Below are 25473 nucleotides of genomic sequence, written 5' to 3' on the forward strand. Positions count from 1 at the left end.
CGCCCGTGGCAGTGCCTCCGGCCGTGCTTCGGCTCAGAAGCTGACTTTCAGCGTCGCGGCGCCGGCATAGGACTGGTTGTTCTGCGAGAGTTCCGCGTCGAAGCGGGCGCCGAGGCTGACGGCGTTCGAGAGCCGGACGTCGAGTCCGGTGGCGATCAGCGCCGCATTGCGATCGGGCCTCGTGCCCTGGAAGCCGAAGCCGGAGCCGGGAAGGCCGATCAGGCTGGCACTGAACTGGTTGTCGCGGCGGGCGTAATAGCCCCAGCCGAGTTTGCCGAAGGCTGTGGTCGAAAGCCCGAATAGAGTGGTCGTCGCATCGAGCCTGAGGCCGAGTTCGGTGCGGGCGGTGGTGCCGTCACGGCCCTGGACGGCGACGCCGGTCGGCAGGCCTGTGACCCCGTCGCGCTCGACGAAGCTGGGGGTACGCAGATTCTGGGCGGTGAAGGCTGCATAGGGCGAGGCGCTGAGGCCGCCGAACGAGACGAAGCGCCAGGCGGCTTCGGCGCGGCCGCTCCAGATCTCGGTGCGATAGCTGGCACGGATGGCGAGGGCGCCGATCAGCGGTATGGCGCGGTTGGTCTCGACATCGGCCGAGGCGTAGCCGAGCGAGGCGCCTAGCGAGAGTGCGCCGATCCGGGTCATGCCGTAGAGGCCGGCCTGGAGGATGTCGGCTTTGGCGTCACCGAGCGCACCGGACAGGCTGGAGCGTGACTCGCCGGCGGCAATCGCGACGCCGAGGATAGTGTCTGGCAGGACGCGGAAATCGATGCCGAGCGCGAGATGGCCGCTCGAAGTATCGCTGGCCTGGCTGCCGCGCGCGCTGTCGGCGCCCGAGCGGCTCTTGCTGCCGAAGCCCTGGCCCCAAAGATTGTAGAGCCGGTCGGGCACGAATTGCGCTGCGATCCGTGGACCCTTGGCCGAGGGCAGCTCTGCCTGCGAGCCGATCGAGGCATAGGCGCCGGCTGTGGCGAAGGCACCGGCGGCACCCGGCATGGCATTTGGGTCGCGCCCGCTGGCGAAGGGATCGAGCATCGCCCGCAGGAAGCCGCCTGCGGCCTCCCAGCCCATCATGCCGACGGTGGAATGGACCTCGCCGGTCAGGGTGCCGAGGGCGGCGATCAGGGACTGGCGGTCGCCGCGCGCATAGATCTGGTAGAGGAAGGAGGGGTCGGCGCCGCTCGCCACGGCGCGGTCGATCGCGGCGGCGACCGACCAGGTGTTGAGCGAGAGGCCGGAGGCCGTGTTGTAGACCGGATTGGGCGAAGGAGGCGGCGTCGTCGTGCTGCCGGTGTCGGTGGTCACCGTCGAGCTGCTGCCGCTGTTCGTGCCGCTGACTGCTTCGACGAGCGAAGCGGGCTTTAGCGTGACCAGGACGTCGTTCGCGGTGTAGCTGACCTCGCTGGTGACGGCGCCATTATTGGGTTCGCTGGTGGTGGTGACGGTGTCGAATGTGCCGGAGATTCCGCCATGGGCGGTGAGCACCGATTGAGGCCGGTTGAAGTAGTAGAGCAGGCCGCCGATCTCTGCGACCGCGAGGGTGCCGCCGAGGCTAGCCGTGCCGGTCACGGTAATGTGCGTGTTGAGCACGGGCCCACCATAGAACTGGACCCGATAGGTCGCGCCGGGCGCAAAGGCCAGGTTGCCCTGGACCTCGAGCGCGCGGGGCGAGAGGGTGAGCAGGAAGGTGGGGGCGAGCGTGCCGCCGTTGCCGATGGTCGTGCGGCCCACTGTGCCGTTCCCGCCGAGCGTGCCGCCGGAAAGGACCGAGACCGTGCCGACGGTGGCCGTGTGGGCGACGAACAGTTCCCCGCCGGACACCGTTGTCGCGCCGCCCAGAGCTGCGCCGGCCGGTACACCGCCGACAATTAATGTGCCGCCGGAGACGGTGGTCGTGCCGGTGAAGGTCGAGCTGTCGCCACTGAAGCGGGTCGTGCCGGCATGATGCTCGATGCTGCCCTTCCCCTTGATCGAGGATGTGAAGTCGTAAGGGCGGTCGGTGTGGTTGAAGACCAGTTTTCCTGTGCCGGCTCCGAACTGGATGGTCGCCGCATCGACGGTGCCGGCCGCCGCCGCTGCGCTGCCGGCTGCGGCACCGATGTTCAGCGTGCCGCGGCTGCTCGCCTCATGCGCGATCCGGACCGTGCCGCGCAGCGTCGCGCCGTCGGAGACCGTCAGCCTCCCTTCGCCGAACCAGCCGACCATCGTGTAGCTGCTCGCCTCGATCAGGCTGCTGGCGCCGCGTAGGTCGATTCGGCCGATGCCTGTGGTCTCGGCGCCGACCAGGATGGCCGTCGCCTTCAATGTGCCGCCGTCATCGACCGAAATCAGGCCCGAGGATCGCACGCCCAGCCTGATCTGGCCTGCTTCCAGGACGCTGCCGCCCCCCGTCACCGTCAGCCTGCCCGACGAGTTGACGAGGCCTGCCAGGTTGAGCGCACCTGTCTTGGCGGTGGCGCCGCCACTCACGGTGAACTGGCCGCTGCCGCCATTGCCGATCGTGAGTGCGCCGCTCGGTGTCTCCCAGCGCGAACCGCTACCATGCACGGTGACCGTTCCGGAGCCAGTCGCGGCCTGGCCGAGGCTGCCGCTTCGCGTCGTGATCTTGCCGCCAGCCGTAACCGATATCGCACCGATGCCGAGATCGCCGACGAAGATGGTGCCGTTGCTGACCACCTGCGATCCGGTTCCCGAGACCGTCAGCGTGCCATTGCCCGACCTGCCGGTGACGCTGTTATGGTGCACGCCGAGGTGCAGGTTGCTCGTCGCGGTCAGCGTGCTGCCGCCGTTGACGGTCGTTTTACCTGCGCCGTAGGCGCCGATCTGCAGGTTGGTGCTGGTCCAGCTCGAGGCGCCGGTGAGTGTCACCGAGGCGGCCTCGAGTTCCCGCGCATTTCCGGCGTTGTTGGCGCTTTGCTCGCCGACCGTTGCCGAGGTCGTCGTCAGGCTCGCTCCGCCGGTGATCGTCAACCCGGCGCCTCCAAGCGCGTTGTCATAACCGACAAAGACCGTTCCGAGGCTGGTCGTGCCGCCGGACAGGATCGGCATTACCGGCGCTGGGCCTGATACGATCGGGTTGCTGCCGGCGGCCGGGACGAGGCCTGTGCTCCAGTTGTCGCCATTGTTCCAGTCGTTGCTCGAACTGCCGTCCCAGCGCATCTGCGCCTGCGCCAGTCCGGGCAGGGCGAGCGCTGTGGTGCCGAGCAGGAAGGCCAGGGAGCAGTTCCGACGGGAATTCCGGTTGGCCATCGCAGGACAGGCTCTCGCAATGTTGGCGGCAGACGATCCGGACTGGAGGAGCCAGCCGGAGCTACATCAGCTCCACCCTGCCGGGAGAGGCCGTGGCGCAGGGGCGAGAGTCATCGCCACCCATCGCGCCGCGAAGGTTCGGGCTCAAGAGAATCTGAATTGACGTAACGTTATGATGATTTGCATGCACGGCGGTTTGGCGGAAGACCAAAAAAGAGCCGGTTCAACGGGCTGTCACAAAGAAGCCATTATCTGTGGCTCGTGCGCAACAGATGTTGTAGCTGTGCCGGGCGCTCCGTCCGGCACAGCGTTTTATCTTCTAAAGTTCGGAACCTGTCGGTCTCAGGCCTTCGCCGGGCCTGTCGCGATCGGGCGGTCGCTCGCCCCCCATTCGGACCAAGAGCCGTCATAGATCGCCCGGGCGGGCTTGCCGAGCGTCTCCAGCGCGGCCGAGAGGATCGCGGCCGAGACGCCCGAGCCACAGCTCGTCACCATCGGCTTGTCGAGATCGACGCCGGCCTCGCGGAAGGCGGCTGCGAGTGCATCGGGTGCCTTGAGCTTGCCGTTCGCCACCAGCGCCGAGGAGGGCAGGTTGAGCGCGCCCGGCATATGGCCAGAGCGGACGCCGGGCCGCGGTTCCGGCGCTTCGCCGCGGAAGCGATCGGCCGGGCGGGCATCGACGATCTGGGCCGAGCCGGTCTCCAGCGCCTTCGCCACATCGTTCATGTCGGCGACGGAGGAATGGTCGAGACGCGCCGTGAAGCTGCGCGGTTGGCGGGTGCGCGGCGCGCCTTCCTCGACCGGGCGGCCTTCTGCCAGCCATTGCGGCATGCCGCCTTCGAGGATCACCACATCGCGTGCGCCGAACGTGCGGAAGGTCCAGCGCACCCGCGGCGCCGAGAACAGGCCGAGCCCGTCATAGACGACGATGCGCATGCCGTCGCCGATGCCCAGTGCACCGACGGCCGCTGCGAACGCCTCGGGACCCGGCATCATATGCGGCAGCGCCGAACTCGTGTCCTTGACGGCGTCGATGTCGAAGCGCACGGCACCCGGAATCCGACGCTCGGCATATTCCGCGGCAGGGTCGCGGGCCTGAGCCGGCAGGTACCAGGAGCCGTCGACGACGACGATGTCGGGCGCGTCGAGCCGCTCGGCCAGCCATTGGGTGGAGACGAAAACATCGTTGCTGGCCATGGGGGCGTTTCCTCGAAGGAGTCTGTTTTCAGGGACTTGCAGAGAAATCTTCAGGCAAGCGCGATCCGCACGCGGCGGTTCTGCTTGCCCTTCTTCTCGATGTCGGTGACCAGGACCTCACCGATCTCCGCGGTGTTGCGCACATGCGTGCCGCCGCAGGGCTGGAGATCGATCTCGGCGATCTTCACCAGTCGGACGCGGCCGGAGCCGCGCGGCGGCTTGACCGACATGGTCTTGACCAGGCCCGGATTGGCATCGAGCTCCTCGTCGGTGATCCAGCTCTCGGTGACGTCGGCATTGCGCGCCACCAGGGCATTGAGCTTCTCGGCGATCTCCGCCTTGTCGAGGCCGCCTTCCGGAATGTCGAAATCGAGCCTGCCGTCGCCTTCGCCGATGGCGCCGCCGGTGACGGGGTAGGGCAGCACGACGCTGAGCAGGTGCAGCGCGGTATGGATGCGCATCCGCCTTAGCCGCCGCGGCCAGTCGAGCCGGGCGGTGACCTTGTCGCCGATGGCCGGCGCGCCCTGGCCCTCGAGCGGGACGTGCAGGATGCGGCTCTTGTCCTCGGGATTGTAGATCGCGGTGCCGATCGCGATCTCCCGGCCATCGGCCGTTACGAGGAGGCCGGCATCGCCCGGCTGGCCGCCACCCGTGGCATAGAATACCGTCCGGTCGAGCTCGATGCCGCCGCGCTCGTTGATCGCGAGCACGGTCGCCTCCGTTTCGTTCTGATAGGCGTCGGCGCGGAACAGCAATTCGGTCGGCATGGCGATCTCCCTGGGATCGTCAGCTTATCGCAGGCCCGGCGGCCGCGGCAAAGATGCATGCGGTCGCGCGTGCTCGTCGTCGACGGGGCTTCCGTCGCGCCGCCGCTGTGACTAGGTTGCCGGGCTGGATCGCCGGTTCGTCAGCGGCGTGGGGACCCCTCGATGACCATGCCACGCATGCAGCCGAAGGACGGCGTCGCCTGGATCACCGGTGCGAGCTCCGGCATCGGCGCGGCGGTGGCGCTCGAACTGGCGCGGCGGGGTTGGACGGTCGCGATCACGGCGCGGCGCCTCGAACTGCTCGAGGAGGTGGCGCTACAGGGCGCCGGTCTTTCGGGCCGGATCGTGGCCCATGCCGGCGACGTCACCGATCCCGAGGCGATGCGCGCCGTCGTCGAAGGGATCGAGAGCGTCCACGGGCCGATCGTGCTCGCGCTCCTCAATGCCGGCACGGCCCAGGGAAACCGGCCCGACGGGCTGGATGCGACGACCTTCGAGCGCATCTTCGCCGTCAACCTGTTCGGCGTCGTGCGCGGGCTTGCGGCGCTGATCGAGAACATGAGCGACCGCGGCAAGGGCCAGATCGCGGTCAACGCCTCGCTCGTCGGCTATGCCGGCATGCCCGGGAGCGGAGCCTATGGCGCGTCCAAGGCCGCGGCGATCCATCTCTGCGAAAGCCTGCGCTTCGAATGCGACCGGCTGGGCATCCGCCTGCAGCTGGTCAATCCCGGCTTCGTCGACACGCCGATGACCAAACGCAACACCTTTGCGATGCCGCTGCTGATGACGGACCAGGCCGCAGCGATCCGCATCGCCGACGGCTTCGCCCGCGGCGGCTTCGAGATCGTCTTCCCGCGCCGCCTCGCCTGGACCCTGAAGCTCATCAGGCTGTTGCCCTATCCGCTTTATTTCCGGGCGGCGCGTGCGCTCGCCGGGGGCGCGAACCGCGACGGCTGAAGCCGCCGCTGCGATCCGCAGGGGCTCAGCGCTCGACGATGGTGCTGAAACCGCCAAAGATCATGCGCTTGCCGTCGAAGGGCATGTTTTCCATGCCGGGCTTCATCCGCGGGTCGGCCATCACCTTGGCCATCACCTCGTCGCGCTTGGCACGCGATTCATAGGTCACCCAGGCGAAGACGACGATCTCGTCGTCCTTGGCTTGCACCGCTCGCGGAAACGAGGTGAGTTCGCCATAGGGCACGTCATCGGCGATGGCCTCGACATAGGTGAGAGCGCCGTGCTCCATCCAGACCTCGCCGCTGAGCTTTGCCATCTCCTTGTATGCGTCGAGCTTGTCCTTCGGGACGGCAAGCACGAAGCCGTCGACATAATAGGGCATCTGCCTCTCCTGTTTCGCGTGAAGGCCATAGGACGATCGGCGAGCGCGCGATCCGACAGCATGGAACAGACAATTTCGTTCAGGAGCATGCCGGGGGCGCGTAGGCAGCGCCGCCCGGCTCAGTCGGCTTCCGATCCGCTCCCGGCCCTGAGTTGCGCCAGTGCGGAAAGCGCGCGCCTGCGGCCGAAGTCGAGATCGACGATGGCACGGGGATAGTCGCTTCCGAGGCTGATCCCCGCATCCAGCAGCGCGGCCTGCGGAGCGCTCCAGGGCCGGTGGATGAACTTGGCGTCGAGCTTTGCGAGCTCCGGCACGAAGCGCCTGACATAGGCGCCTTCGGGATCGAATTTCTCGCCCTGGGTCACCGGGTTGAAGATGCGGAAATAGGGCGCAGCATCGGCTCCCGAGCCCGCGACCCATTGCCAGCTCGCGGCGTTGTTGGCCGGGTCGGCGTCGACCAGCGTGTCCCAGAACCAGGCTTCGCCCGCGCGCCAGTCGGTCAGGAGATGCTTGATCAGGAAGGAGGCCGCGATCATGCGCACGCGGTTGTGCATCCAGCCCGTCTGCCAGAGCTCGCGCATGCCGGCATCGACGATCGGGTAGCCCGTCAGTCCTTTCTGCCAAGCTGCGAGGCCGGCAGCATCCTGCTCCCAGCCGAACGCGTCGAAGCGTCGGTTGAAGTTGCGCTTCGCGAGTTCTGGGTTGTGGAACAGCAGGTGATAGGAGAATTCGCGCCAGCCGATCTCGGACAGGAATTTTTCGGCGTCGGCGGGGCTTCCCGTCGTCTCGCCCGTCTCGAGCGCCATCTGTACGGCTTGCCAGATCTGGCGCGGACCGATCTCGCCGAAGCGCAGATGCGGCGAGAGCCGCGATGTCGCCGGCATGTCCGGCCGGTCCCGCTCGGTTCGGTAGCCTCCGAGCCCTTCGTCGAGGAAATCGGTCAGGCGGGCCTGGGCTCCATCCTCTCCGGGCGTCCAGCTCGCGCGCAGGCCGCCGGCCCAGTCGGGCTTGCGCGGTTCGAGACTGAGCTCGTCGACTGAGAGCGTCATGCTGCGCAGGGCCGCCGGCAGCTTCGCCTGGCGGATGGCCTCCGGCGCCGGCAGGGGCGCGTGCGGCGTGCCGCGCTCGCGCGCTGCGCGCCAATAGGGCGTGAAGACCTGCATCGGCCCGCCGGCCTTGCTCTTCACCTGCCAGGGCTCGTTGAGCAGCGCCGCGTTGAAGCTCTCGACCGTGACGCCGCTCGCCGCAATTTCGGCTTTCAGGACCTTGTCGAGCGCGATGGCCGGTTCGTCGTAGCGACGGTTCCAGGCGACGAACTCGATGCCGGCCTCGCGGACGATGCGCGGCAGGATCTCCGCCGGGTCGCCGCGCATGACCAGCAGCTCGCCGCCGCGCGCGGCGATTGCCGCCGAAAGCGCCGTGAGCGAGCGCGACAGCCACCAGCGCGCGGCGCCGCCGAGCGCGCGCCGCTCCGGCGACGTGTCGAAGATGTAGAGGCAGAGGCTCGGGCCGTGATCGAGAGCGGCGGTCAGAGCCGGGTTGTCGGACAGGCGCAGATCCTCGCGGAACCAGACCAGGGCTGGGCTTTGCGTCACCTTCCCACCGCTCCCTTCCGCCGCTGCCGGCACCCGGAATGAGGGCGCAGGCCGCTTTGCCGTAACGTCATTGCGTGCTGCCGCCGCCCGGGGCCGTGATACACTTGCCCCGGCTGCGGGTCGAGGACGGGGTCCAGCTCAAGGAGGCGGTCTCATGGCGACACCGGAAGTGGAGGCACTGACGCGCCGCGTGGCCGCGCTCGAAGCCCAGCTCGCGGCCCTTCTCCAGGCGGTCAATGTCGGCCGCGGCGGCTCGGTCGCGATCACCGCGCCGAACGGCCTCAGTATCACGGTGGGCGGCAGCTGCACGATCAGCGCCGGGGCCGAGCTGGCGCTGAACGTCGGCAGCAATTTCAGGACCAGCGTCGGCAGCGCCTACACGCTGCAATCCGGCGCCGGAATCAGGGTCGCGGCCGGCACCGGTATCGGCATCTTTGCCGCGACGGCGCTGAATCTCAACGCCAACCGGCAGATCAGCCTGGCAACGCGCGCCTTCGAGGTCGCGGCCTCGGTCAGCATCGACATCGACAGCAGCAAGGATTTCGCCATCGCCAGCGGCCGGGCGCTGAGCGTCGAGGCAGCCGATGGCATGCTGCTCGATTCAGGCGCGGCCTCCCTCCACCTGAAGAAGGATGGCTCGGTCGATCTCAAGGGCAAGGACGTCAACATCCGGGCCGGCGGCAGGATCAGCGCCGTCGCCAGCTCCGACGTGACGATCAAGGGCTCCAAGATTCTCCAGAACTGAGGTCCTGCAGAACTGAGCGCTGCGCAGCCCGGCGCATCTCGAAACGAAAACCCCGCCCGGGCCGGTGGCCGGGGCGGGGTTGATTTTGGCTGCCTGCGCGTCAGTGCGACTGTGGCGCGGTCTGCTCGGCGGAGACCTTCTTCTTCCGCCCGCCTCCGAGCGAGGCGAGCCAGCGCACGACGACGTAGAACACCGGCGTGAACAGCAGGCCGAACAGGGTGACGCCGATCATGCCGGAGAACACCGCGATGCCGAGGACCTGGCGCATCTCCGCGCCCGCGCCGACCGAGATCGTCAGCGGCAGCACGCCGAGGATGAAGGCGAGCGAGGTCATCAGGATCGGCCGCAGACGGGTCCGGGCGGCGGCGATGGCGGCATCGCGCCGGCTCATGCCTTCGTCCTCGGCCTGCTTGGCGAACTCGACGATCAGGATCGCGTTCTTCGCCGCGAGGCCGACGAGCACGACGAGGCCGATATCCACCAGAACGTTGCGGTCGAAGTCCTTGTAGCCGACGCCGATCATCGCCGCGAGGATACACATCGGCACGATCAGGATGACGGCGAGCGGCAAGGTCCAGCTCTCGTAGAGCGCTGCCAGCAGCAGGAAGACGAAGACCACGGCGAGGCCGAAGGCGATGATCGCGGTGTTGCCGGCGAGCTTCTCCTGCAGCGCGATCTCGGTCCATTCGAAGCCGAAGCCGGCCGGCAGGACCTGACTCGCGATCTTCTCCACCGCCGCGATGCCCTGGCCGGTCGAGTAGCCACGCGCCATCGACAGCTGCACTTCTGCTGCCGGATAGAGGTTGTAGCGCGGCACGCGATAGGCGCCGGTCGTATCCGAGAAGGTCGCGACCGAGCCGATCGGCACCATCTCGCCATCGGTATTGCGGGTCTTCAGATTGGCGACGTCGCGGACGTCGAGCCGGTGCGGGTTGTCGGCCTGGGCCGTGACCCGGAAGGTCCGGCCGAGCAGGTTGAAGTCGTTGACATAGGCCGAGCCCATATAGATCGACAGCGTTTCGAAGATCCGGGTCACCGGCACCCCGAGCATCTCGGCCTTGGTCCGGTCGATGTCCGCATAGATCTGCGGCGTCCGCGTCGAGAACAGGGTGAAGGGCTGTTGGATGCCGGGGGTCTGGCCCGCGGTTCCCGCCACGGCCCAGGTCGCTGCTTCCAGCGCCGTGAGGCCACGGCCGCCGCGATCCTGGACATAGCCCTTGAGGCCGCCGCCGCTGCCGATGCCGGGGACCGCCGGCGGCTCGATGATCAGCGCGAAAGCTTCGCCGATCTGGAAGAGCTGTGTCCTGAGGTCGTTGAGGATGCCCTGCGTCGTCAGCCCGGCCTTGGCCCGCTCGCGGAAGTCCGAGAGCGTGACGAAGGCGACGCCGGCATTGGGGGCGAGCGTGAAGGTCGCCCCGTCGAGGCCGGCGAAGGCGACGGCATGGGCGACGCCGGGCCGCGACAGCAGAATATCGGTCGCCTTGCGGATGACCGCGTCGGTGCGTGGCAGGGAGGAGCCGGGCGGCAGCTGGAAGACGGCGATGAAGTAGCCGCGGTCGAGCTGCGGCACGAGGCCCGTCGGAACCACGGCGAGTTGTCGACCGGCGACCGCGATCAACGCGGCATAGACCAGCAGCATGATCACGCCGAAGCGGATCAGGCGCGAGGTCACCGCGCCATAGGCGTGCGAGAGCCAGTCGAAGGCCTTGTTGAAATACTTGAAGAACCAGCGCACCGGCGCGGTGAGCGTCGCGAGGACGCCTTTCGGCTCCTCATGGCTGTGCGGCTTCAGCAGGATTGCGGCGAGTGCCGGCGACAGCGTCAGCGAGACGAAGCAGGAGATCGCCGTCGAGGCCGCGATGGTCACCGCGAACTGCTGGTAGAACGTGCCCTGCAGGCCGGTGATGAAGGCGGTCGGGATGAACACGGCGCAGAGCACGAGCGCGATCGCGAACAGGGCGCCGCCGACCTCGTCCATGGTCTTGTGCGCAGCGTCGACCGCGCTCATGCCTTGCGCCAGATAGCGCTCGACGTTCTCGACCACGACGATGGCGTCGTCGACCACGATGCCGATCGCCAGCACCAGCGCCAGCAGCGAGATCGTGTTGAAGGAGATGCCAACCGCGCTCATCACCAGGAAGGTACCGACCAGCGAGACCGGGATCGCGATGATCGGGATGATCGCGGCGCGCCAGGTCTGCAGGAACAGGATCACGACGATCACGACGAGCACGATAGCCTCGAGCAGAGTCGTGACGACGGCGGAGACCGATTCCCTGATGAACTCCGTCGGGTTGTAGACGATGGTGTATTCGACGCCGGCCGGGAAGTTCTTCGACAGCTCCTGCATCGTCTTGATGAGGGCGTCGGAGGCTGCGAGCGCGTTGGTGCCCGGGCGCTGGAACACGCCGATCGCGACCGCTTCCTTGTTGTCGAGATAGGAGTTCGAGAGATAGTCCTGCGCGCCGAGCTCGACACGGGCGACGTCGCGTATGCGGATCGTGCCGCCATCCGCGTCGGAGCGGACGACGATGTTGTAGAACTCGTCGACAGTGGTGAGACGGCCGAGCGTGTTGACCGAAAGCTGGAAGGCGCCGTCCGAGGTGGCGGGCGGCTGGTTGATAGCGCCCGCCGCGACCTGGATGTTGGCGGCGCGGATCGCCGCGACGACATCGCCGGCGGTTAGGTTGCGCGAGGCGACCTTGGCGGGGTCGAGCCAGACGCGCATCGAGTAGTCGCGCGCGCCGAAGACCTGCACGTCGCCGACGCCTTCGACGCGAGTCAGCACGTCCTTGACGTTGAGCGTCGTGTAGTTCGAAACGTATTGCTGGTCACGCGAGCCGTCGGGCGACAGCATGTGGATGACCATCAGGAAGTCCGGCGAGGCCTTGCGGACCTGCAGGCCGAGCGTGCGTACCTCCTGCGGCAGGCGCGGCTCGGCCGCCGAGACGCGGTTCTGCACCAGCACCTGGGCCTGGTCGACATCGGTGCCGCCCTTGAAGACGACGTTGATCGAGACGCGGCCGTCACCGGTCGACTGCGACGAGATGTAGAGCATGTCGTCGACGCCGTTGACCTCCTGCTCGATCGGCGCCGCGACCGTGGCTGCGACGACCTCGGCCGAGGCGCCCGGATAGGTCGCGGTGATCGTCACGGTCGGCGGCGCGATCTCGGGATACTCCGCGATCGGCAGGGTGCGCAGGGTGATCGCGCCGGCGATGGTCAGCAGGACCGAAAGCACGGTCGCGAAGATCGGCCGGTCGATGAAGAAATGGGCGAAGCGGAACATGCTTTGGTCCTGGCCAGGAAGGGCAGGCGGACGGGCGATACCGTCCGCTGGCGTCGTGCGGCGTGCGCGCCTACTTGGCGGCGGCCGCCTTGATCTCGGTCTGCTGCGGCGTCACCGTCACGCCGGGCCGGACCATCGGATTGGCGAGCCCGTTGACGATCACCCTGTCGCTGGCGCTCAGCCCCTTGGTGATCACGCGCAGCCCGTCGGCGATCTGGCCGAGGGTGACGGGCTTGGGCACGACCTTGTTGTCGGCGCCGACCGTCAGCACGATCTTGTTGGCCTGGTCCGACACGATCACAGAATCCGGTACGAGCAGGCCGTCGACCTCGCCGGCATCGAGGCGCAGCCGCCCGAAGGCGCCCGGCGTCAGGAAACGGTCGGCATTGGCGAAGATGGCGCGGCCGCGGATCGTGCCCGAGCGCGCATTCAGCGTGTTGTCGACGAAGTCGATCTTGCCCGTGCGGGCCCAGTCGGTCTCGTCGGAGAGGCGCACGCGCGCTGCAGGCGCGACACCGCGCAGGCTCGCGAGGCGGGCATAGCGCAGATAGTCCGACTCGGAGACGTCGAAGACGAACTTGATCGGGTCGAGCGCCACGATGGTCGTCAGCAGGGTCGCCCCCGACTGGCCACCGGCGATCAGGTTGCCGGGGTCGACGCGGCGGTTCGAAATCCGCCCGGCGAGCGGTGCGCGAACCTGCGTCCATTCGAGATTGAGCTCGGCCGTCTTCAGATTGGCCTCGGCCGCCTGGTGCGAGGCGATCGCGCCGTTGAGGTTGGCGCGGCGCTGATCGATGTCGCGGGCGGTGATCGTCCGGTTCTGGGTCAGCGCCTCGGCGCGCTCTACCTCGTTCTGGTTGAGGTCGACCTGGGCCTTGGTGCGGGCGACCTCGGCGCGCGCGGCGTCGACCGCGAGCGTGTACGGGCGCTGGTCGATGGTGAAGAGCAGGTCGCCCGCCTTCACCATGTCACCGTCCTTGAAATGAACCTTGTCGAGGAAGCCCGAGACACGCGCGCGGATCTCGACCTGCTCGTCCGCTTCGAAGCGGCCGGTGAATTCGTCCCAGTTGGTGACGCGCTTGGCGAGCGGCGTCGCGACGGTGACCGGGGGCGCCGGCGGCGCGCCCTGGGCCATAGCTTCGAGCGAAAAGGCCGGAAGCAGGGCCGCCAATGCGAGGAGCGCCCGGCTGGAGCGACGGCGGATCATATGAAACTCCGAAAATGCGTGTCCGGCGCAACCTTGCGCGGTTTCCGGCCAATCCGGCTAAAAGGCCTCGCCGCTGACGATTGTCAAGTTCCATCACTCGACAGTTCAGCGGTCTTGTGCGTTGCGGAAGGGATTGTGACCCTACTGCAACGTGACGGCAACAGATGCTTGCTGGCAGCTTCCCAACGCTCTACCTGAGGTGGTCGTCAATTTCTGGCAGGGCCGGCCGCCCGCCGTTTCCGGATTATCGCCATGAACGCCCATTCACGTCCCGCCGATCCGAAGAAGCTCATCAAGGGCGCCACCGGCGACTGGGAGATCGTGATCGGCCTGGAGATCCATGCCCAGGTCACGTCCAACGCCAAGCTCTTCTCCGGTGCCTCGACCGAATTCGGCGGCGAGCCGAACGCCCATGTCAGCCTGGTCGATGCCGCGATGCCCGGCATGCTTCCGGTGATCAACGAGGAATGCGTTCGGCAGGCCGTGCGCACCGGCCTCGGGCTGAACGCGGCGATCAACCATCGCTCGGTGTTCGACCGCAAGAACTACTTCTATCCCGACCTGCCGCAGGGCTACCAGATCAGCCAGTACAAGCACCCGATCGTCGGCGAAGGCGAGATCGCGGTCGACCTGTCGCCGACCGAGCAGATCAGCGTCGGCATCGAGCGCCTGCATCTCGAGCAGGACGCCGGCAAGTCGATGCACGACCAGCATCCGACCATGAGCTTCGTCGACCTCAACCGCTCGGGCGTCGCGCTGATGGAGATCGTCTCCAAGCCGGACCTGCGCTCGGCCGACGAGGCCAAGGCCTATGTCTCGAAGCTGCGCACCATCCTGCGCTATATTGGCTCCTGCGACGGCGACATGGAGAAGGGCAATCTGCGCGCCGACGTCAACGTCTCGGTGCGCCGCCCCGGCGAGCCCTTCGGCACGCGCTGCGAGATCAAGAACGTCAATTCGATCCGTTTCATCGGCCAGGCGGTCGAGGTCGAGGCCCGGCGCCAGATCGGCATCCTCGAGGATGGCGGCAAGATCGACCAGGAAACCCGCCTCTACGATCCCGGCAAGGGCGAGACCCGCTCGATGCGCTCCAAGGAAGAGGCGCATGACTACCGTTATTTCCCCGATCCCGACCTGCTGCCGCTCGAGTTCGACGACGCTTTCGTCGACGACCTGAAGCAGCATCTGCCCGAGCTGCCGGACGCCAAGAAGGCCCGCTTCATCGCCGATTACGGGCTTTCGCCCTATGACGCCTCGGTGCTCGTCGCCGAGCGCGACCAGGCCGACTATTTCGAGGCGGTGGCGAAGGGCCGCGACGGCAAGGCCGCCGCCAACTGGGTGATCAACGAGCTGTTCGGCCGCCTCAACAAGGAAGGCAAGGACGTCTCGACCTCGCCGGTCTCGGCGGCTCAGCTCGGCGGCCTCGTCGACCTGATCGGCGAAGGTGTGATCTCCGGCAAGATCGCCAAGGACCTGTTCGAGATCCTCTGGACCGAGGGCGGCGATCCTCGCGAGCTCGTTGAGACTCGCGGCATGAAGCAGGTCACCGACACCGGCGCCATCGAGAAGGCGGTCGACGAGATCATCGCCGCCAATCCGGACAAGGTCGAGCAGGTCAAGGCGAAGCCGACCATGCTCGGCTGGTTCGTCGGCCAGGCGATGAAGGCCTCGGGCGGCAAGGCAAACCCGCAGGCTCTGAACGATATCCTGAAGGCGAAACTGGGAATCTAAAGCCTGAAACACGCCGTCATCCCGGACGAGCGGCACAGCCGCGACAATCCGGGGTCCATCGAGGGGCTGGATGCTCTACGATGGATCCCGGGGCTCCGCTTCGTTGCTGCCGGGATGGCATGGAGGCTTGATCGCGGTTTCTTGCTGGGTGGGTGCCCAAGGTGACGCAAGCCGGTCTCATCATCCGCGACGCGACTTCGGCCGATCTGCCGGCCGTGCGCTCGCTGTTGGTCGAGACCTGGCACGCCACCTATGACGGCATCTATGGCTGGCGCCGCGTCGCCGAGATCACCAATGCGTGGCATTCGCTCGACGCGCTCTCCGCGCAGCTCGGGCGCGACAGTGGTGTCTTCCTGATCGCCATGCTCGGCCGGGAGGTCGTCGGCACGGCCTCGGCGCGGAGCGAGCCCGATCACGCAGCGCTGCTCACCCGGCTTTATGTCCTGCCGGCGAGGCAGGGCGAGGGCATCGGCCGGACCCTTCTGCAGGTCGCGCTTGCCTGCTTCCCCGACGCGCCGGTCGCACGGCTCGAAGTCGAGAGCCAGAACGAGCTCGCCATCGCCTTCTACGAGCGCATGGGCTTCTTCCTGCAGCATCAGGCCCGCTTCGACGGCCGCGAGGATACGCCCAACACGCTGATCATGGCCAAGCGGCTGTTCGTGAGCTGAGCGGGTCGGCCAGTGCCACTTCCCCGGAGACGATGATGAACGACGTGCCGAACCCACATGGAATCACCATGCGCGAGGCGACCCGCGACGATGTCGCGCGCGTCGTCGAACTCATCATGCTCGGCGCGGCCAAGCAGACGAGAACGGCCGCCGAAATCGCCGAGGAGGCGCGGCATCCCTCCTATCTGGCGGCGTTCGAGGCGATCAGCGCCAGCGCTTACTCGACGCTTCTGGTCGCGGAGCTTGAAGGCGAGGTGGTCGGTACCCTGCAGGTCACCCTGACGCCGGGGCTCGTGCATCGCGGCCGCACGCGCTCCCGGCTGGAGAGCGTGCATGTCGATCCGGCGCGCCGCAGCGGCGGCATCGGGGCGGTGATGGTCGGATATGCCGTCGCGTTCGCGCGTGAGCGGGGCGCGGGGCTGGTCGAGCTCACCTCGGACAAGGCGCGCGAGGCGGCGCACCGCTTCTATCTGCGCCTCGGCTTCAAGCAGACCCATGAGGGCTTCAAGCTGGAACTCTGAGGCAGCGGGCACGCGCCCTCACGGCATGGCGCGCCCGCCCTGGACGCGCGGCGGATCGGCTTACGCAGCCGCAGGCGGCTTCCTAGATTGATCGGCCAACCTCAATGCAGACGAGGAAGCATCGCATGTCGCAAGTGCAGGCCAAGCCGATTGACCTCTATTACTGGCCGACGCCGAACGGCTGGAAGATCACCATCATGCTCGAGGAAGCCGGGCTGCCCTACAATGTGATCCCGGTGAACATCGGCAAGGGCGATCAGTTCAAGCCGGAATTCCTCGCCTTCTCGCCGAACAACCGCATGCCGGCGATCATCGATCCCGAGGGGCCGGACGGCCAGCCGATCTCCGTCTTCGAGTCCGGCGCGATCCTGCAATATCTCGGCCGCAAGACGGGCAAGTTCTACCCGGCCGATGAGCGCGGCCGCGTCGCGGTCGACGAGTGGCTGTTCTGGCAGATGGGTGGCTTCGGCCCGATGCTCGGCCAGACTCATCATTTCCGCATCTATGCGCCGGAGAAGGTGCCATACGCGATCGACCGCTACACCAATGAGGCGAACCGGCTCTATGGCGTGCTGAACCGGCGCCTCGAAGGTCGCGACTATATCTGCGACACCTACTCGATCGCCGACATGGCCTGCATCGGCTGGGCCCGAGGCTGGGAGCGCCAGGGCCAGGACATCAGGCAGTTCCCCAATGTCGCGCGCTGGATCGAGACGATGCTGGCGCGCCCGGCTGTCCAGCGCGGGCTCAAGGTCGCCGAGGAATTGCGCAACCCGGCCGGGATCTCGACGCCGGAGGAGAAGGCGATCCTCTTCGGCCAGAAGGCGCGCTGAGGCACCGATCGGGCACCGCCGTCATGCTCGCCCTTGTGGCGAGCATCCACGCCTTGAACCCTGTGCTCGATCAGCCAAGCGAAGACCTGGATGGTCGGGACAAGCCCGACCATGACGGCTGGCCGGGCCAAGCGGGTTCAAGTCAGTTGCTCCGCGACCACTTCACCGAGCGGCAGATCAGCCCGCCCATGACGCAGCCGGCTGTGGTCAGCGTGTCGCCGGAAAGGCTCATCGTTCCCGAATAGGTCTTGCCGTCCTCGGGATTGAAGGCGCTGCCCGTCCATTTGCCGGCACCGGACGGCTTCATGTCGTAGAAGATGCGCTGGCCCAGCTTGGCCGGCCCACTGCTGTCCTTGAGCCAGGAGAGCGTGCCGCAGACGGCGTCGCCGCATTTGGCGAGGCGGACCTTGGAAGCGCCGCTGTCGCGCAGCCAGGTGCCGGTGACCTCTTGGGCGAGGCTCGGTGTTGCGAGCATGGCGAGCGTGGCGGCGATCGCGTACGGGCGAAGCCTCATGACGTTCCTCCTCAGGCGATGACCAGCGTTGGTCGCATGGTTCAGATATAAACTATATCTGAGCCCGGACTGGCTTCAAGAGGGCCGGCTGGCGGGCGCCAGGTCTCTGCCGAATGCTCGCGAAGGTGAATCCTCCGTCAATGCATGCCGCTGCGTAATCTTAGAAACGCTTTGAAATCATTCGTCATTTCGAGCTGGAAGGCTGAATCGAACGTTGATTTAACCCCGTGCTTACGAGTCGTTGAACTTCGATTCATCTCGAATTTTAGCGGAGTCTTTTACCGCCGGGCTCGAACCTCCTCCTCATGAAGCGCGGCCCAGGAAGGGCCGGGCCACGATGAAAACAGGGTGGTTTGTCATGGCACGCATGGAGATGAGCGCGATCCCCGCTTCGCTGGCGATCCCGATGGAAGCCTCGGCGGAGGCCTATTACGAACTCGGCCTGATGCACGCCGCCGGCCGCACTGCGCCGGTCGATCTGGTCGCCGCGCAGAAATGGTTCAACGTCGCGCTCGCTAAGGGCTGCAGCCGCGCCGCCGCCCACCGAGCCGAGCTGGCCCAGGAAATGAGCCGCGAGGAGATCGCGGAGGCGCTGCGCGAGGCGCGCCGGTTCCTGACCCGGCACTGAGGATAAAGGGCAGCCGTCCAGCTTGTGGCAAGGGAAGGGCGCCGCTATAAGCGCGCCGCATTCTCCCGATTTTGCCCCAAGGATTACAACGATGGCTGTCCAGCGTACCTTCTCCATTCTCAAGCCCGACGCGACGCGCCGCAACCTCACTGGCGCGGTCAACGCGGTCATCGAGAAGGCCGGCCTGCGCATCGTCGCGCAGAAGCGCATCCAGATGACCAAGGCCCAGGCCGAGACCTTCTACGCCGTTCACAGCGCGCGTCCCTTCTTCGGCGAGCTCGTCGAGTTCATGACCTCCGGCCCCGTCGTCGTGCAGGTCCTCGAGGGCGAGAACGCCATCGCCGCCTATCGTGAGGTGATGGGCGCCACCAACCCGGCGAACGCCGCCGAGGGCACCGTGCGCAAGCTCTTCGCCGAGTCCGTCGGCGAGAACACCGTCCATGGTTCTGACGCCCCGGAGACCGCCGCGATCGAGATCGCCCAGTTCTTCGCCGGCAACGAGATCGTCGGCTGAGCCGACCGCCTCTCTCAGGCATCAAGAACAAAGAAGGGCGGGTCCGCGAGGACCCGCCCTTTCTCTTTCGGCCACCGCCCCGGGCGAGGCGGTGGAATATCTGGCGAGCCGCCTATTTGAAGCCGAGATCGAAGGCGTAGGTCGCGGAGACGCCGACCGTGATCGAGTCGCGCGAGCCATAGGTCTTGACGATCGGCGCCTTGGCGGCGTCGCCCATCAGGTGCTTGTACTCGACATAGGCCGTGGTCTGGAGCTTCTCGCTCCAGGCATAGGTCGCCTGGGCGATCGCGCCGACCGAGTGGACGCCAGTGTTGAAGCGCTGCAGCAGGCCGCCATTGCCGGCCCAGGAGCCGCCGAAATAGGTGCGGACATAGTCGGCGCTCGCGACGGTCATGCGCGGGCCGACGCCGATCGACCAGGCGCCGATGCGCTGGAAGGCCTCGACCTTGATCTCGGCGACCATCCCGTCATGCGCGACGATGCCGCGGCGCAGATCAACGCGGCCGCGCAGCCAGGATGCCGGGTAGAACTCGACGAAGGCGCCGGCCTCGCCGCCGAACTTGGTGTCCGGCACGCCGGTGATGCGCAGCGCCATGTTCGTGCTGGCCTTGCGCTCCCAGAGCAGGTTGCCGGAGAAGCCGACGCGCCAAGCCTTGCCGGAGAAGAAGCCGATGCTGATCGCGTCGTCCTCGGCCGACCACCAAGTGCTACGGGTGCCGCGTCCGAGCGAGATGATGCCACGCGGCCGGAAGATGTAGTCGTTGGAGCCGACATAATCGGGCTGGTAGCGCAGGCCGGCGCCCAGCGTCAGGTGCCAGTTCTGGACCGATTCAGGCGAGGTGTACTGGGTGTATTCCGGAGACTGTGCCTTTGCCGGAGCCGCAAGCACGGAAGCCAGGCCGACAAGGCCCGCAAGGAACGCAACGCAACGCATCATCACAACTCCGGCGCCGAGGCGCCCCAGACCAGACCAACGGCGACAATGTGATTCATTAGTCTTAACCCGAGGTTGATGCGCCGCGCCGGGGCGGGCGGAAAGAGCCTGCCTATCAGAAAAGGTCGATTCGGCGCGAATCCGGCCGTGTGCTGACGCGCTGTCGGCATTGGTGGCAACGACCTTCCGTAGAGCCTGGACCTGTTCTAGGAAGGAGGCATGACAGCACTTCCCCGTGTCGAGCGCCTGCCTTCCGTCTGTCCGCATGATTGTCCTTCGGCCTGTTCGCTGGAGGTCGAGGTCATCGACGGCCGCAGCATTGGCAGGGTCCGGGGAAGCAAGCGCCAGACCTACACCGATGGCGTTATCTGCGCGAAGGTCGCGCGCTACGCCGAGCGCATCCACCATCCCGACCGCCTGCTGTATCCATTGCGCCGCGTCGGCCCGAAGGGCTCGGGTGCCTTCGAGCGCATCTCCTGGGACGAGGCGCTGGACGAGGTCGCCGAGCGCTTCCTTGCGCTGGAGGCGCAGTTCGGCGCCGAGACGATCTGGCCCTATTACTATGCCGGCACGATGGGGCTGGTGATGCGCGACGGCATCAACCGCCTGCGCCATGCCAAGCGCTATTCCGGCCAGTTCTCGACGATCTGCACGACTTCGGCCTGGACCGGCTATATCGCCGGCACCGGGCGGCTCGCCGGGGCCGATCCACGCGAGATGGCGAAGTCCGACTGCGTCGTGATCTGGGGCACCAATCCGGTGCACACCCAGGTCAACGTCATGCACCACGCGGTCAAGGCGCGTAAGGAGCGCGGCGCCAAGATCGTGGCGATCGACATCTACCGCAACGCCACGATCGACCAGGCCGATCTCGGCCTCGTCCTGCGGCCCGGCACCGACGGCGCGCTCGCCTGCGCCGTCATGCATGTCCTGTTCCGTGACGGCCTCGCGGACCGCAATTACCTCGCCCGCTTCGCCGACGGCACCGAGGAGCTGGAGGCCCATCTGGCGACGCGGACGCCCGAATGGGCCGCGGCGATCACCGGCCTTTCGGTCGAAGAGATCGAGGCCTTCGCAGAGCTCGTCGGTACCCGCAAGCGCAGCTACTTCCGGCTCGGCTACGGCTTTGCGCGCCAACGCAACGGCGCCGTCAACATGCATGCGGCCCTCTGCGTGCCGACGGTTACCGGGGCCTGGCAGCATGAGGGTGGCGGCGCCTTCCATTCCAACAGCGGCGTCTACAAATGGCGCAAGGGCCTGATCGAGGGGCTCGACAAGGCCGATCCGAAGGTCCGTCAGCTCGACCAGTCGCAGATCGGCCGCATCCTGACCGGTGACGCCGAGGCCTTGCGGCAGGGCGGGCCGGTGAGGGCGCTGTTCATCCAGAACACCAACCCGGTCTCGGTCGCGCCCGAGCAGGAACTGGTCAAGCGCGGCTTCGCCCGCGATGACCTCTTCACCGTCGTGCATGAGCAGTTCATGACCGAGACCGCCGCCATGGCAGACATCGTGCTGCCGGCGACGCAGTTCATGGAACATGACGACCTCTATCAGGGCGGCGGGCACCAGCACATCATGTGGGGCGGCAAGCTGATCGATCCGCCGGGCGAGTGCCGCTCGAACCATGAGGTGATCTGTGCCCTGGCCCAGCGCCTCGGCGCCGAGCATCGCGGTTTCGGGATGAGCCCACGCGAGCTCGTCGACTGGACCTTGCAGCAGACCGGGCGCGGCACGCTGGAGGAGCTGATCGCCAGCGAATTCCACGACATCCAGCCGGATTTTGAGACGGCGCATTATCTCAAGGGCTTCGGCTGGCCGGGTGGTCGCTTCCGCTTCAAGCCGGACTGGAGCAAGGTTCCCAACAGCAACGCTGGCCTCGCCGGCCCGCATGCCGCGATCCCGGCCATGCCCGACCACTGGAACGTGATCGAGACGGCCGATGCCGAACACCCGTTCCGGCTAGCCACCAGCCCGGCCCGCAATTTCCTGAACTCGTCCTTCACCGAGACGCCGACGGCGCGCAAGAAGGAGGGGGGGCCGACCCTGATGCTGCATCCGGACGACGCGGCGAAGCTGGGTATCGCCCAGGGCGACGCGATCCTGGTCGGCAACCGGCGTGGCGAGGTGCATCTCGACGCTGTGCCATTTGACGGGCTGGTGCGCGGCGTCGTCATCGCCGAGTCGATCTGGCCGAACAGCGCCCATCGCGGCGGGCGCGGCATCAACACCCTGACCGGGGCGGACTCGATCGCGCCTTTCGGCGGCGCCGCCTTCCACGACAACAGGGTCTGGATTCGCAAGGTGTGACCTTTGCGTCATTGATTTTTCGCCGACGCTGTGGACCATCCTCCGCTACGCAGGCGGGTCATTCGAGAGCGGATTCGGGGTTTCGCTCGGGCTGCGCCGCGAAGACGGAACGGTATCGACAATGATCACGCGGCGGGTTGGTGCGGCCTTCTGGGCCGTGGGTTTGTCCATGCTGGCTTCGCAGGGGGCGCTCGCCGCCGCCGGCACCAGCGCCTTGCCGCCGCCGGACCCGACCGCCAAGAATCTGACCCCCTACATGATCCAGCTGCGCGCCTTCGATGCTTGCCTGGTCACGCAGTCGCGCCTGATGAACACCACGCGCGAGGCGGTGCACTCGCCCTGCAGCTGCTACGCCAAGGGCACGGTCAACTCCATGACCAAGGACGAGATCCAGGCCTTCCGCGAGACCGGCTACTTCAACGATTCCGCCCGCGCCAAGGGCTATGAGTTCATCGACCGCTGCAAGCTGCAGCGGCCTTGAGTTTTTCTTCATTGCGATAACAATAGGGGCGCCGGCTGGGGCGCCCCTATGAAACATATTATTTCGATGATCGACGGAACCTCGCGCAACGCGAGAGTCGAGAAGATATATTCAAACATCTACAGGCTAAATCTTGCACTTCGCGAGCGGTGCTGGAACGATAGAACGCACCGGTTCGACGATCAGGTGGTGATCTATTACCCCGGCGTGGGGACGTCGCTCACAAAGGATCGATTGGAGTCTCAGCTTTATGGTTATGGCATCGTCGATCTAGTCAAGGATGCCTATGTCAATATAGCTTCGAATTATTATCGGGGCGACAAGATTTACTTGTTTGGATTTTCCAGAGGGGCGGTCGCTGCTCGGATTCTGTCAAGTTTCATTGGAGAATTTGGCCTTCTTCGCCCGGATCACATCGATCTGCTCGAGTATGCGTGGGAATATTACGAGCTGACGTCATCGACCGCAGGGCCGCCGGTTACGTTCGAGGCGTGGGCTGAAGACAAGTATCGGGGGAAGGTCAAGATTCTGCAGAATGTGCGCCTTGCGGACATCCTGCACGACAACGTTCATATCGAATTTCTTGGACTGTTCGATGCTGTTCCTGGAGGAAGTAATCCTGAAAGGTCGATGGTTAGGGATTTTAGGGTTGGGAACCTAGCACCAGCGCGCGGTGTCAAGGTGGCTGTCCATCTCTTGTCTATAGATGAAACGCGGCCAGTGTTTCGTCCTGTCCTTTGGAACAAAAGGAGCTGGGCGCCTGGCGATTTTGAGCAGACTGTTGAGCAGATATGGATGCCTGGCGTTCACACCGATGTTGGTGGCGGTTATCCAGATAGTTTTTTGTCAAATTTGTCGCTTTTGACTATGATTGATAAGATGATGCAGTATGGACTGAAATTACAATTCTATGATGATTACATCAAAAATATAAAAAATGAAACAATTGATAAGAATTTTTCATATGTTATCAATGATGAATCAAGTATTCCTTATTTTATTAGAGAGAAAATGGTCGGCAACATTTATAAATACAGAGAAATAGGTTTTACAAACAAAAATCTCATGAAAGATTTTGAGAATGACGTAAGCGGATTTTACAATACAGTTCATCCATTTGTGTTTAAAATATATGGAAAATCTATTATATACAAGAATAGAAAAAGGCTTTATATGCCAAAGAACATGGCGGATATCTCTAGAAACGAGTGCTTTTTGACAACTTTTTACGATGATGACTCGATGAATAAATTTTGTGGCATCGCGGCTGCAAAGTAACCGGTTCTTGCTATAGCTAGTTCCTCAGGCCTGCGCGCTCTCTGCGTCGGCCTTGAAGTAGCGCTCGCGTATCCGGCCGGCATAGGCGACGAGGTTGGCGTGCTCGACGAGCGCGCCGCGCAGTGGCGACTCGAAGGTCTCGCACAGGCCGCTGATCATGAAGGCGCCGAGCGTCGCGTCGCCGCCGCACGGCTCCGGGCCGGTCAGATAGCCCTTGTCGCCGAGCAGCCCGGAGAGCGAAGCGAGCGCGCGCTGTGCCAGGACCAGCCGCTCGGCGTCGCTGTGCCGGCCAAGGCCGTGACCATGAAGGTTGCGGCGGACCTCGCGTTTGACCATGGCGATGACCAACGGACGTAGCGGCGCCGGCACGGCGTTGAAGAAATGGCGCGGCCCGCGGTCGAAATTGGCGGCGTCGAGCCAGCGTTCCTGGACGATGTGCCAGTAGAGGTGGTCCTCCAGCATCTTGTCGACCGTCCAGGCGAGGCCGCGCTGCTCGGCGCTCAGTCCCTTGTCGAAGTCGACGCCATGCTTGCGTTCGAGATGCAGGCGGATGAAGGTCGTGTCCGGTACGATTTCGCCGGCGTCGACCAGAACCGGGAATTTGCCTTTCGGCGCCTTGCGCAGATTACCGCGGACCCGGCGATAGGGCAGTCCCGACATTTCCATCAGGATGATGGCCTTGGTGCAGAACGGGCTTGGATCGGGCAGGCCGAAGCCAGGGCCGAAAACATGCAGTTCCAACATGAATCCTCCTCGAAACGGCGCATGGATCGGCTGGCCGGCTGCCTTTCTGCTGCCACGCTCCTGACAATGATTGTCAGGGCGTCTGCGGCAGAGTGACGCTAACCCATCTTTCCCGGAGCGGAAGCCCCGTCATGCAACGCGCTGAACGTTTGCTCGATCTGATCCAGGGGCTGCGCCGTCGCCGCCGCCCCGTCACCGCCGAGACGCTCGCCTCCGAGCTCGATGTCTCCGTGCGCACCGTCTATCGCGATATCGCCGCGCTGCTGCGGCAGGGCGTGCCGGTGCGCGGCGAGGCCGGCATCGGCTATGTCCTCGATGCCGGCTTCGACCTGCCGCCGCTGATGTTCTCGCCAGACGAGATCGAGGCCGTGCTGGTCGGTATGCGCTGGCTCTCCGAGCGCGCCGACCCGACGCTGGCTCGCGCCGCCGAGGATGTCGTCTCCAAGGTCGCGGCCGTTCTGCCGGCGCATTTGCGGCCGATCCTGCTCGATGGCGCGCTGTTCGCACCGGCCTATTGCAAGGACATGGTGGTCGACCAGGTCGACGTCGCGGCGGTGCGCGCTGCGATCCGCAATGGCCGCAAGCTCGAGATCAGCTATCGCGACGAGGCCGGGAAATCCTCGAGCCGGGTGATCTGGCCGATCGGCCTGACCTTCTTCGAGCGCGTACGCATGGTCATCGCCTGGTGCGAGCTCCGGCAGGCCTTCCGCCATTTCCGCACCGACCGCATCGCCGAGCTGACGGCGCGCGAGGAACGCTATCCGGCGCGTCGTGCCGACCTCTTCCGCCGCTGGCAGAAGGAGGAGCAGGAGGTCGCGGCCCGGCGGGCGCTGGAGCAGCAGGCGGCGTTGGCGGCGAGCGTTCAGTAGCCGCGAGGAGCGCGTCATGCTCGGGCTCGACCCGAGCATCTCGGGCCGAAGGGGGCTCTGGCCGGT

At 65.9% G+C, this 25473-nt stretch carries 22 protein-coding genes; 12 read left to right on the forward strand and 10 right to left on the reverse strand.

Annotated features, from left to right (window positions below; all coding sequences use genetic code 11):
• Window positions 1-33: 33 nt before the first annotated feature.
• From DK26_RS17955 to DK26_RS17965, 3 genes are all read right to left on the reverse strand, one after another.
• The gene (locus DK26_RS17955; protein ID WP_066475327.1) at window positions 34-3246 is read right to left on the reverse strand and encodes an autotransporter outer membrane beta-barrel domain-containing protein; all 3213 of its coding nucleotides are present in this window, start codon (window positions 3244-3246) and stop codon (window positions 34-36) included.
• Window positions 3247-3588: 342 nt separating this feature from the next.
• Window positions 3589-4443, reverse strand: coding sequence for a 3-mercaptopyruvate sulfurtransferase (sseA, locus tag DK26_RS17960; protein WP_066475328.1), 855 nt, complete (start codon window positions 4441-4443; stop codon window positions 3589-3591).
• 50 nt (window positions 4444-4493) lie between these two features.
• On the reverse strand, window positions 4494-5210 hold the full coding sequence (locus tag DK26_RS17965; protein ID WP_066475330.1) for an alanyl-tRNA editing protein: 717 nt from the start codon (window positions 5208-5210) through the stop codon (window positions 4494-4496).
• A 162-nt stretch (window positions 5211-5372) separates the two neighbouring features.
• Here DK26_RS17965 and DK26_RS17970 point away from each other — a divergent pair, with 162 nt between their 5' ends.
• On the forward strand, window positions 5373-6167 hold the full coding sequence (locus DK26_RS17970) for an SDR family NAD(P)-dependent oxidoreductase (RefSeq protein WP_066475333.1): 795 nt from the start codon (window positions 5373-5375) through the stop codon (window positions 6165-6167).
• Window positions 6168-6192: 25 nt separating this feature from the next.
• Here DK26_RS17970 and DK26_RS17975 read toward each other — a convergent pair whose 3' ends face one another.
• Window positions 6193-6549, reverse strand: a complete 357-nt coding sequence (locus DK26_RS17975) for a DUF1428 family protein (protein ID WP_066475335.1) — start codon at window positions 6547-6549, stop codon at window positions 6193-6195.
• Window positions 6550-6668: 119 nt separating this feature from the next.
• Window positions 6669-8144, reverse strand: coding sequence for a deoxyribodipyrimidine photo-lyase (locus DK26_RS17980; RefSeq protein WP_198162358.1), 1476 nt, complete (start codon window positions 8142-8144; stop codon window positions 6669-6671).
• A 154-nt stretch (window positions 8145-8298) separates the two neighbouring features.
• Between DK26_RS17980 and DK26_RS17985 the strand changes: the two genes are divergently transcribed.
• Entirely contained in the window at window positions 8299-8889 is a 591-nt protein-coding gene (locus tag DK26_RS17985; protein ID WP_066475339.1) for a DUF2345 domain-containing protein, read from the forward strand.
• A 100-nt stretch (window positions 8890-8989) separates the two neighbouring features.
• Here DK26_RS17985 and DK26_RS17990 read toward each other — a convergent pair whose 3' ends face one another.
• Entirely contained in the window at window positions 8990-12178 is a 3189-nt protein-coding gene (locus tag DK26_RS17990) for a multidrug efflux RND transporter permease subunit (RefSeq protein ID WP_066475341.1), read from the reverse strand.
• Window positions 12179-12248: 70 nt separating this feature from the next.
• Window positions 12249-13385 (reverse strand): efflux RND transporter periplasmic adaptor subunit, encoded by a 1137-nt coding sequence (locus DK26_RS17995; protein ID WP_066475343.1) that lies wholly within the window; start codon window positions 13383-13385, stop codon window positions 12249-12251.
• Window positions 13386-13637: 252 nt separating this feature from the next.
• Here DK26_RS17995 and gatB point away from each other — a divergent pair, with 252 nt between their 5' ends.
• The 4 genes from gatB (at window position 13638) to DK26_RS18015 (ending at window position 17138) form a co-directional block, all read left to right on the forward strand.
• A complete protein-coding gene (gene gatB / locus DK26_RS18000) occupies window positions 13638-15116 on the forward strand; it encodes an Asp-tRNA(Asn)/Glu-tRNA(Gln) amidotransferase subunit GatB (protein WP_066475346.1) in 1479 nt (492 codons plus the stop codon).
• A 161-nt stretch (window positions 15117-15277) separates the two neighbouring features.
• Window positions 15278-15784 (forward strand): GNAT family N-acetyltransferase, encoded by a 507-nt coding sequence (locus tag DK26_RS18005; protein ID WP_184231635.1) that lies wholly within the window; start codon window positions 15278-15280, stop codon window positions 15782-15784.
• A gap of 35 nt (window positions 15785-15819) precedes the next feature.
• Window positions 15820-16305 (forward strand): GNAT family N-acetyltransferase, encoded by a 486-nt coding sequence (locus tag DK26_RS18010; protein WP_083533304.1) that lies wholly within the window; start codon window positions 15820-15822, stop codon window positions 16303-16305.
• Window positions 16306-16430: 125 nt separating this feature from the next.
• The gene (locus tag DK26_RS18015; RefSeq protein WP_066475350.1) at window positions 16431-17138 is read left to right on the forward strand and encodes a glutathione S-transferase N-terminal domain-containing protein; all 708 of its coding nucleotides are present in this window, start codon (window positions 16431-16433) and stop codon (window positions 17136-17138) included.
• Between the two features lie 142 nt (window positions 17139-17280).
• Here the strand turns inward: DK26_RS18015 and DK26_RS18020 are convergent, their stop codons facing one another.
• A complete protein-coding gene (locus DK26_RS18020; protein ID WP_066475351.1) occupies window positions 17281-17652 on the reverse strand; it encodes a DUF2147 domain-containing protein in 372 nt (123 codons plus the stop codon).
• A gap of 358 nt (window positions 17653-18010) precedes the next feature.
• Between DK26_RS18020 and DK26_RS18025 the strand changes: the two genes are divergently transcribed.
• Together DK26_RS18025 and ndk are read left to right on the forward strand one after the other, a co-directional pair.
• On the forward strand, window positions 18011-18280 hold the full coding sequence (locus tag DK26_RS18025; protein ID WP_248310013.1) for a sel1 repeat family protein: 270 nt from the start codon (window positions 18011-18013) through the stop codon (window positions 18278-18280).
• Window positions 18281-18371: 91 nt separating this feature from the next.
• The gene (gene ndk, locus DK26_RS18030; protein ID WP_066475354.1) at window positions 18372-18794 is read left to right on the forward strand and encodes a nucleoside-diphosphate kinase; all 423 of its coding nucleotides are present in this window, start codon (window positions 18372-18374) and stop codon (window positions 18792-18794) included.
• Between the two features lie 112 nt (window positions 18795-18906).
• Here ndk and DK26_RS18035 read toward each other — a convergent pair whose 3' ends face one another.
• Complete coding sequence (locus DK26_RS18035; RefSeq protein ID WP_066475355.1) at window positions 18907-19731, reverse strand: MipA/OmpV family protein; 825 nt, start codon at window positions 19729-19731, stop codon at window positions 18907-18909.
• Between the two features lie 216 nt (window positions 19732-19947).
• Between DK26_RS18035 and DK26_RS18040 the strand changes: the two genes are divergently transcribed.
• The 3 genes from DK26_RS18040 (at window position 19948) to DK26_RS28605 (ending at window position 23794) form a co-directional block, all read left to right on the forward strand.
• Window positions 19948-22035, forward strand: coding sequence for a molybdopterin oxidoreductase family protein (locus DK26_RS18040; protein ID WP_066475357.1), 2088 nt, complete (start codon window positions 19948-19950; stop codon window positions 22033-22035).
• A gap of 169 nt (window positions 22036-22204) precedes the next feature.
• On the forward strand, window positions 22205-22516 hold the full coding sequence (locus tag DK26_RS18045; protein WP_157089700.1) for a hypothetical protein: 312 nt from the start codon (window positions 22205-22207) through the stop codon (window positions 22514-22516).
• A 48-nt stretch (window positions 22517-22564) separates the two neighbouring features.
• Window positions 22565-23794, forward strand: coding sequence for a DUF2235 domain-containing protein (locus tag DK26_RS28605; protein ID WP_083533305.1), 1230 nt, complete (start codon window positions 22565-22567; stop codon window positions 23792-23794).
• Window positions 23795-23818: 24 nt separating this feature from the next.
• Here the strand turns inward: DK26_RS28605 and DK26_RS18050 are convergent, their stop codons facing one another.
• The gene (locus DK26_RS18050) at window positions 23819-24538 is read right to left on the reverse strand and encodes a glutathione S-transferase family protein (RefSeq protein WP_066475361.1); all 720 of its coding nucleotides are present in this window, start codon (window positions 24536-24538) and stop codon (window positions 23819-23821) included.
• A gap of 131 nt (window positions 24539-24669) precedes the next feature.
• Between DK26_RS18050 and DK26_RS18055 the strand changes: the two genes are divergently transcribed.
• Window positions 24670-25407 carry a YafY family protein gene (locus tag DK26_RS18055; protein ID WP_066475362.1) on the forward strand — a complete coding sequence of 246 codons (738 nt, stop codon included), beginning with the start codon at window positions 24670-24672 and terminating at the stop codon, window positions 25405-25407.
• Window positions 25408-25473 lie beyond the last annotated feature (66 nt).

The organism is Allobosea sp. WAO, assembly GCF_001509835.1.
GTDB lineage: Bacteria > Pseudomonadota > Alphaproteobacteria > Rhizobiales > Beijerinckiaceae > Allobosea.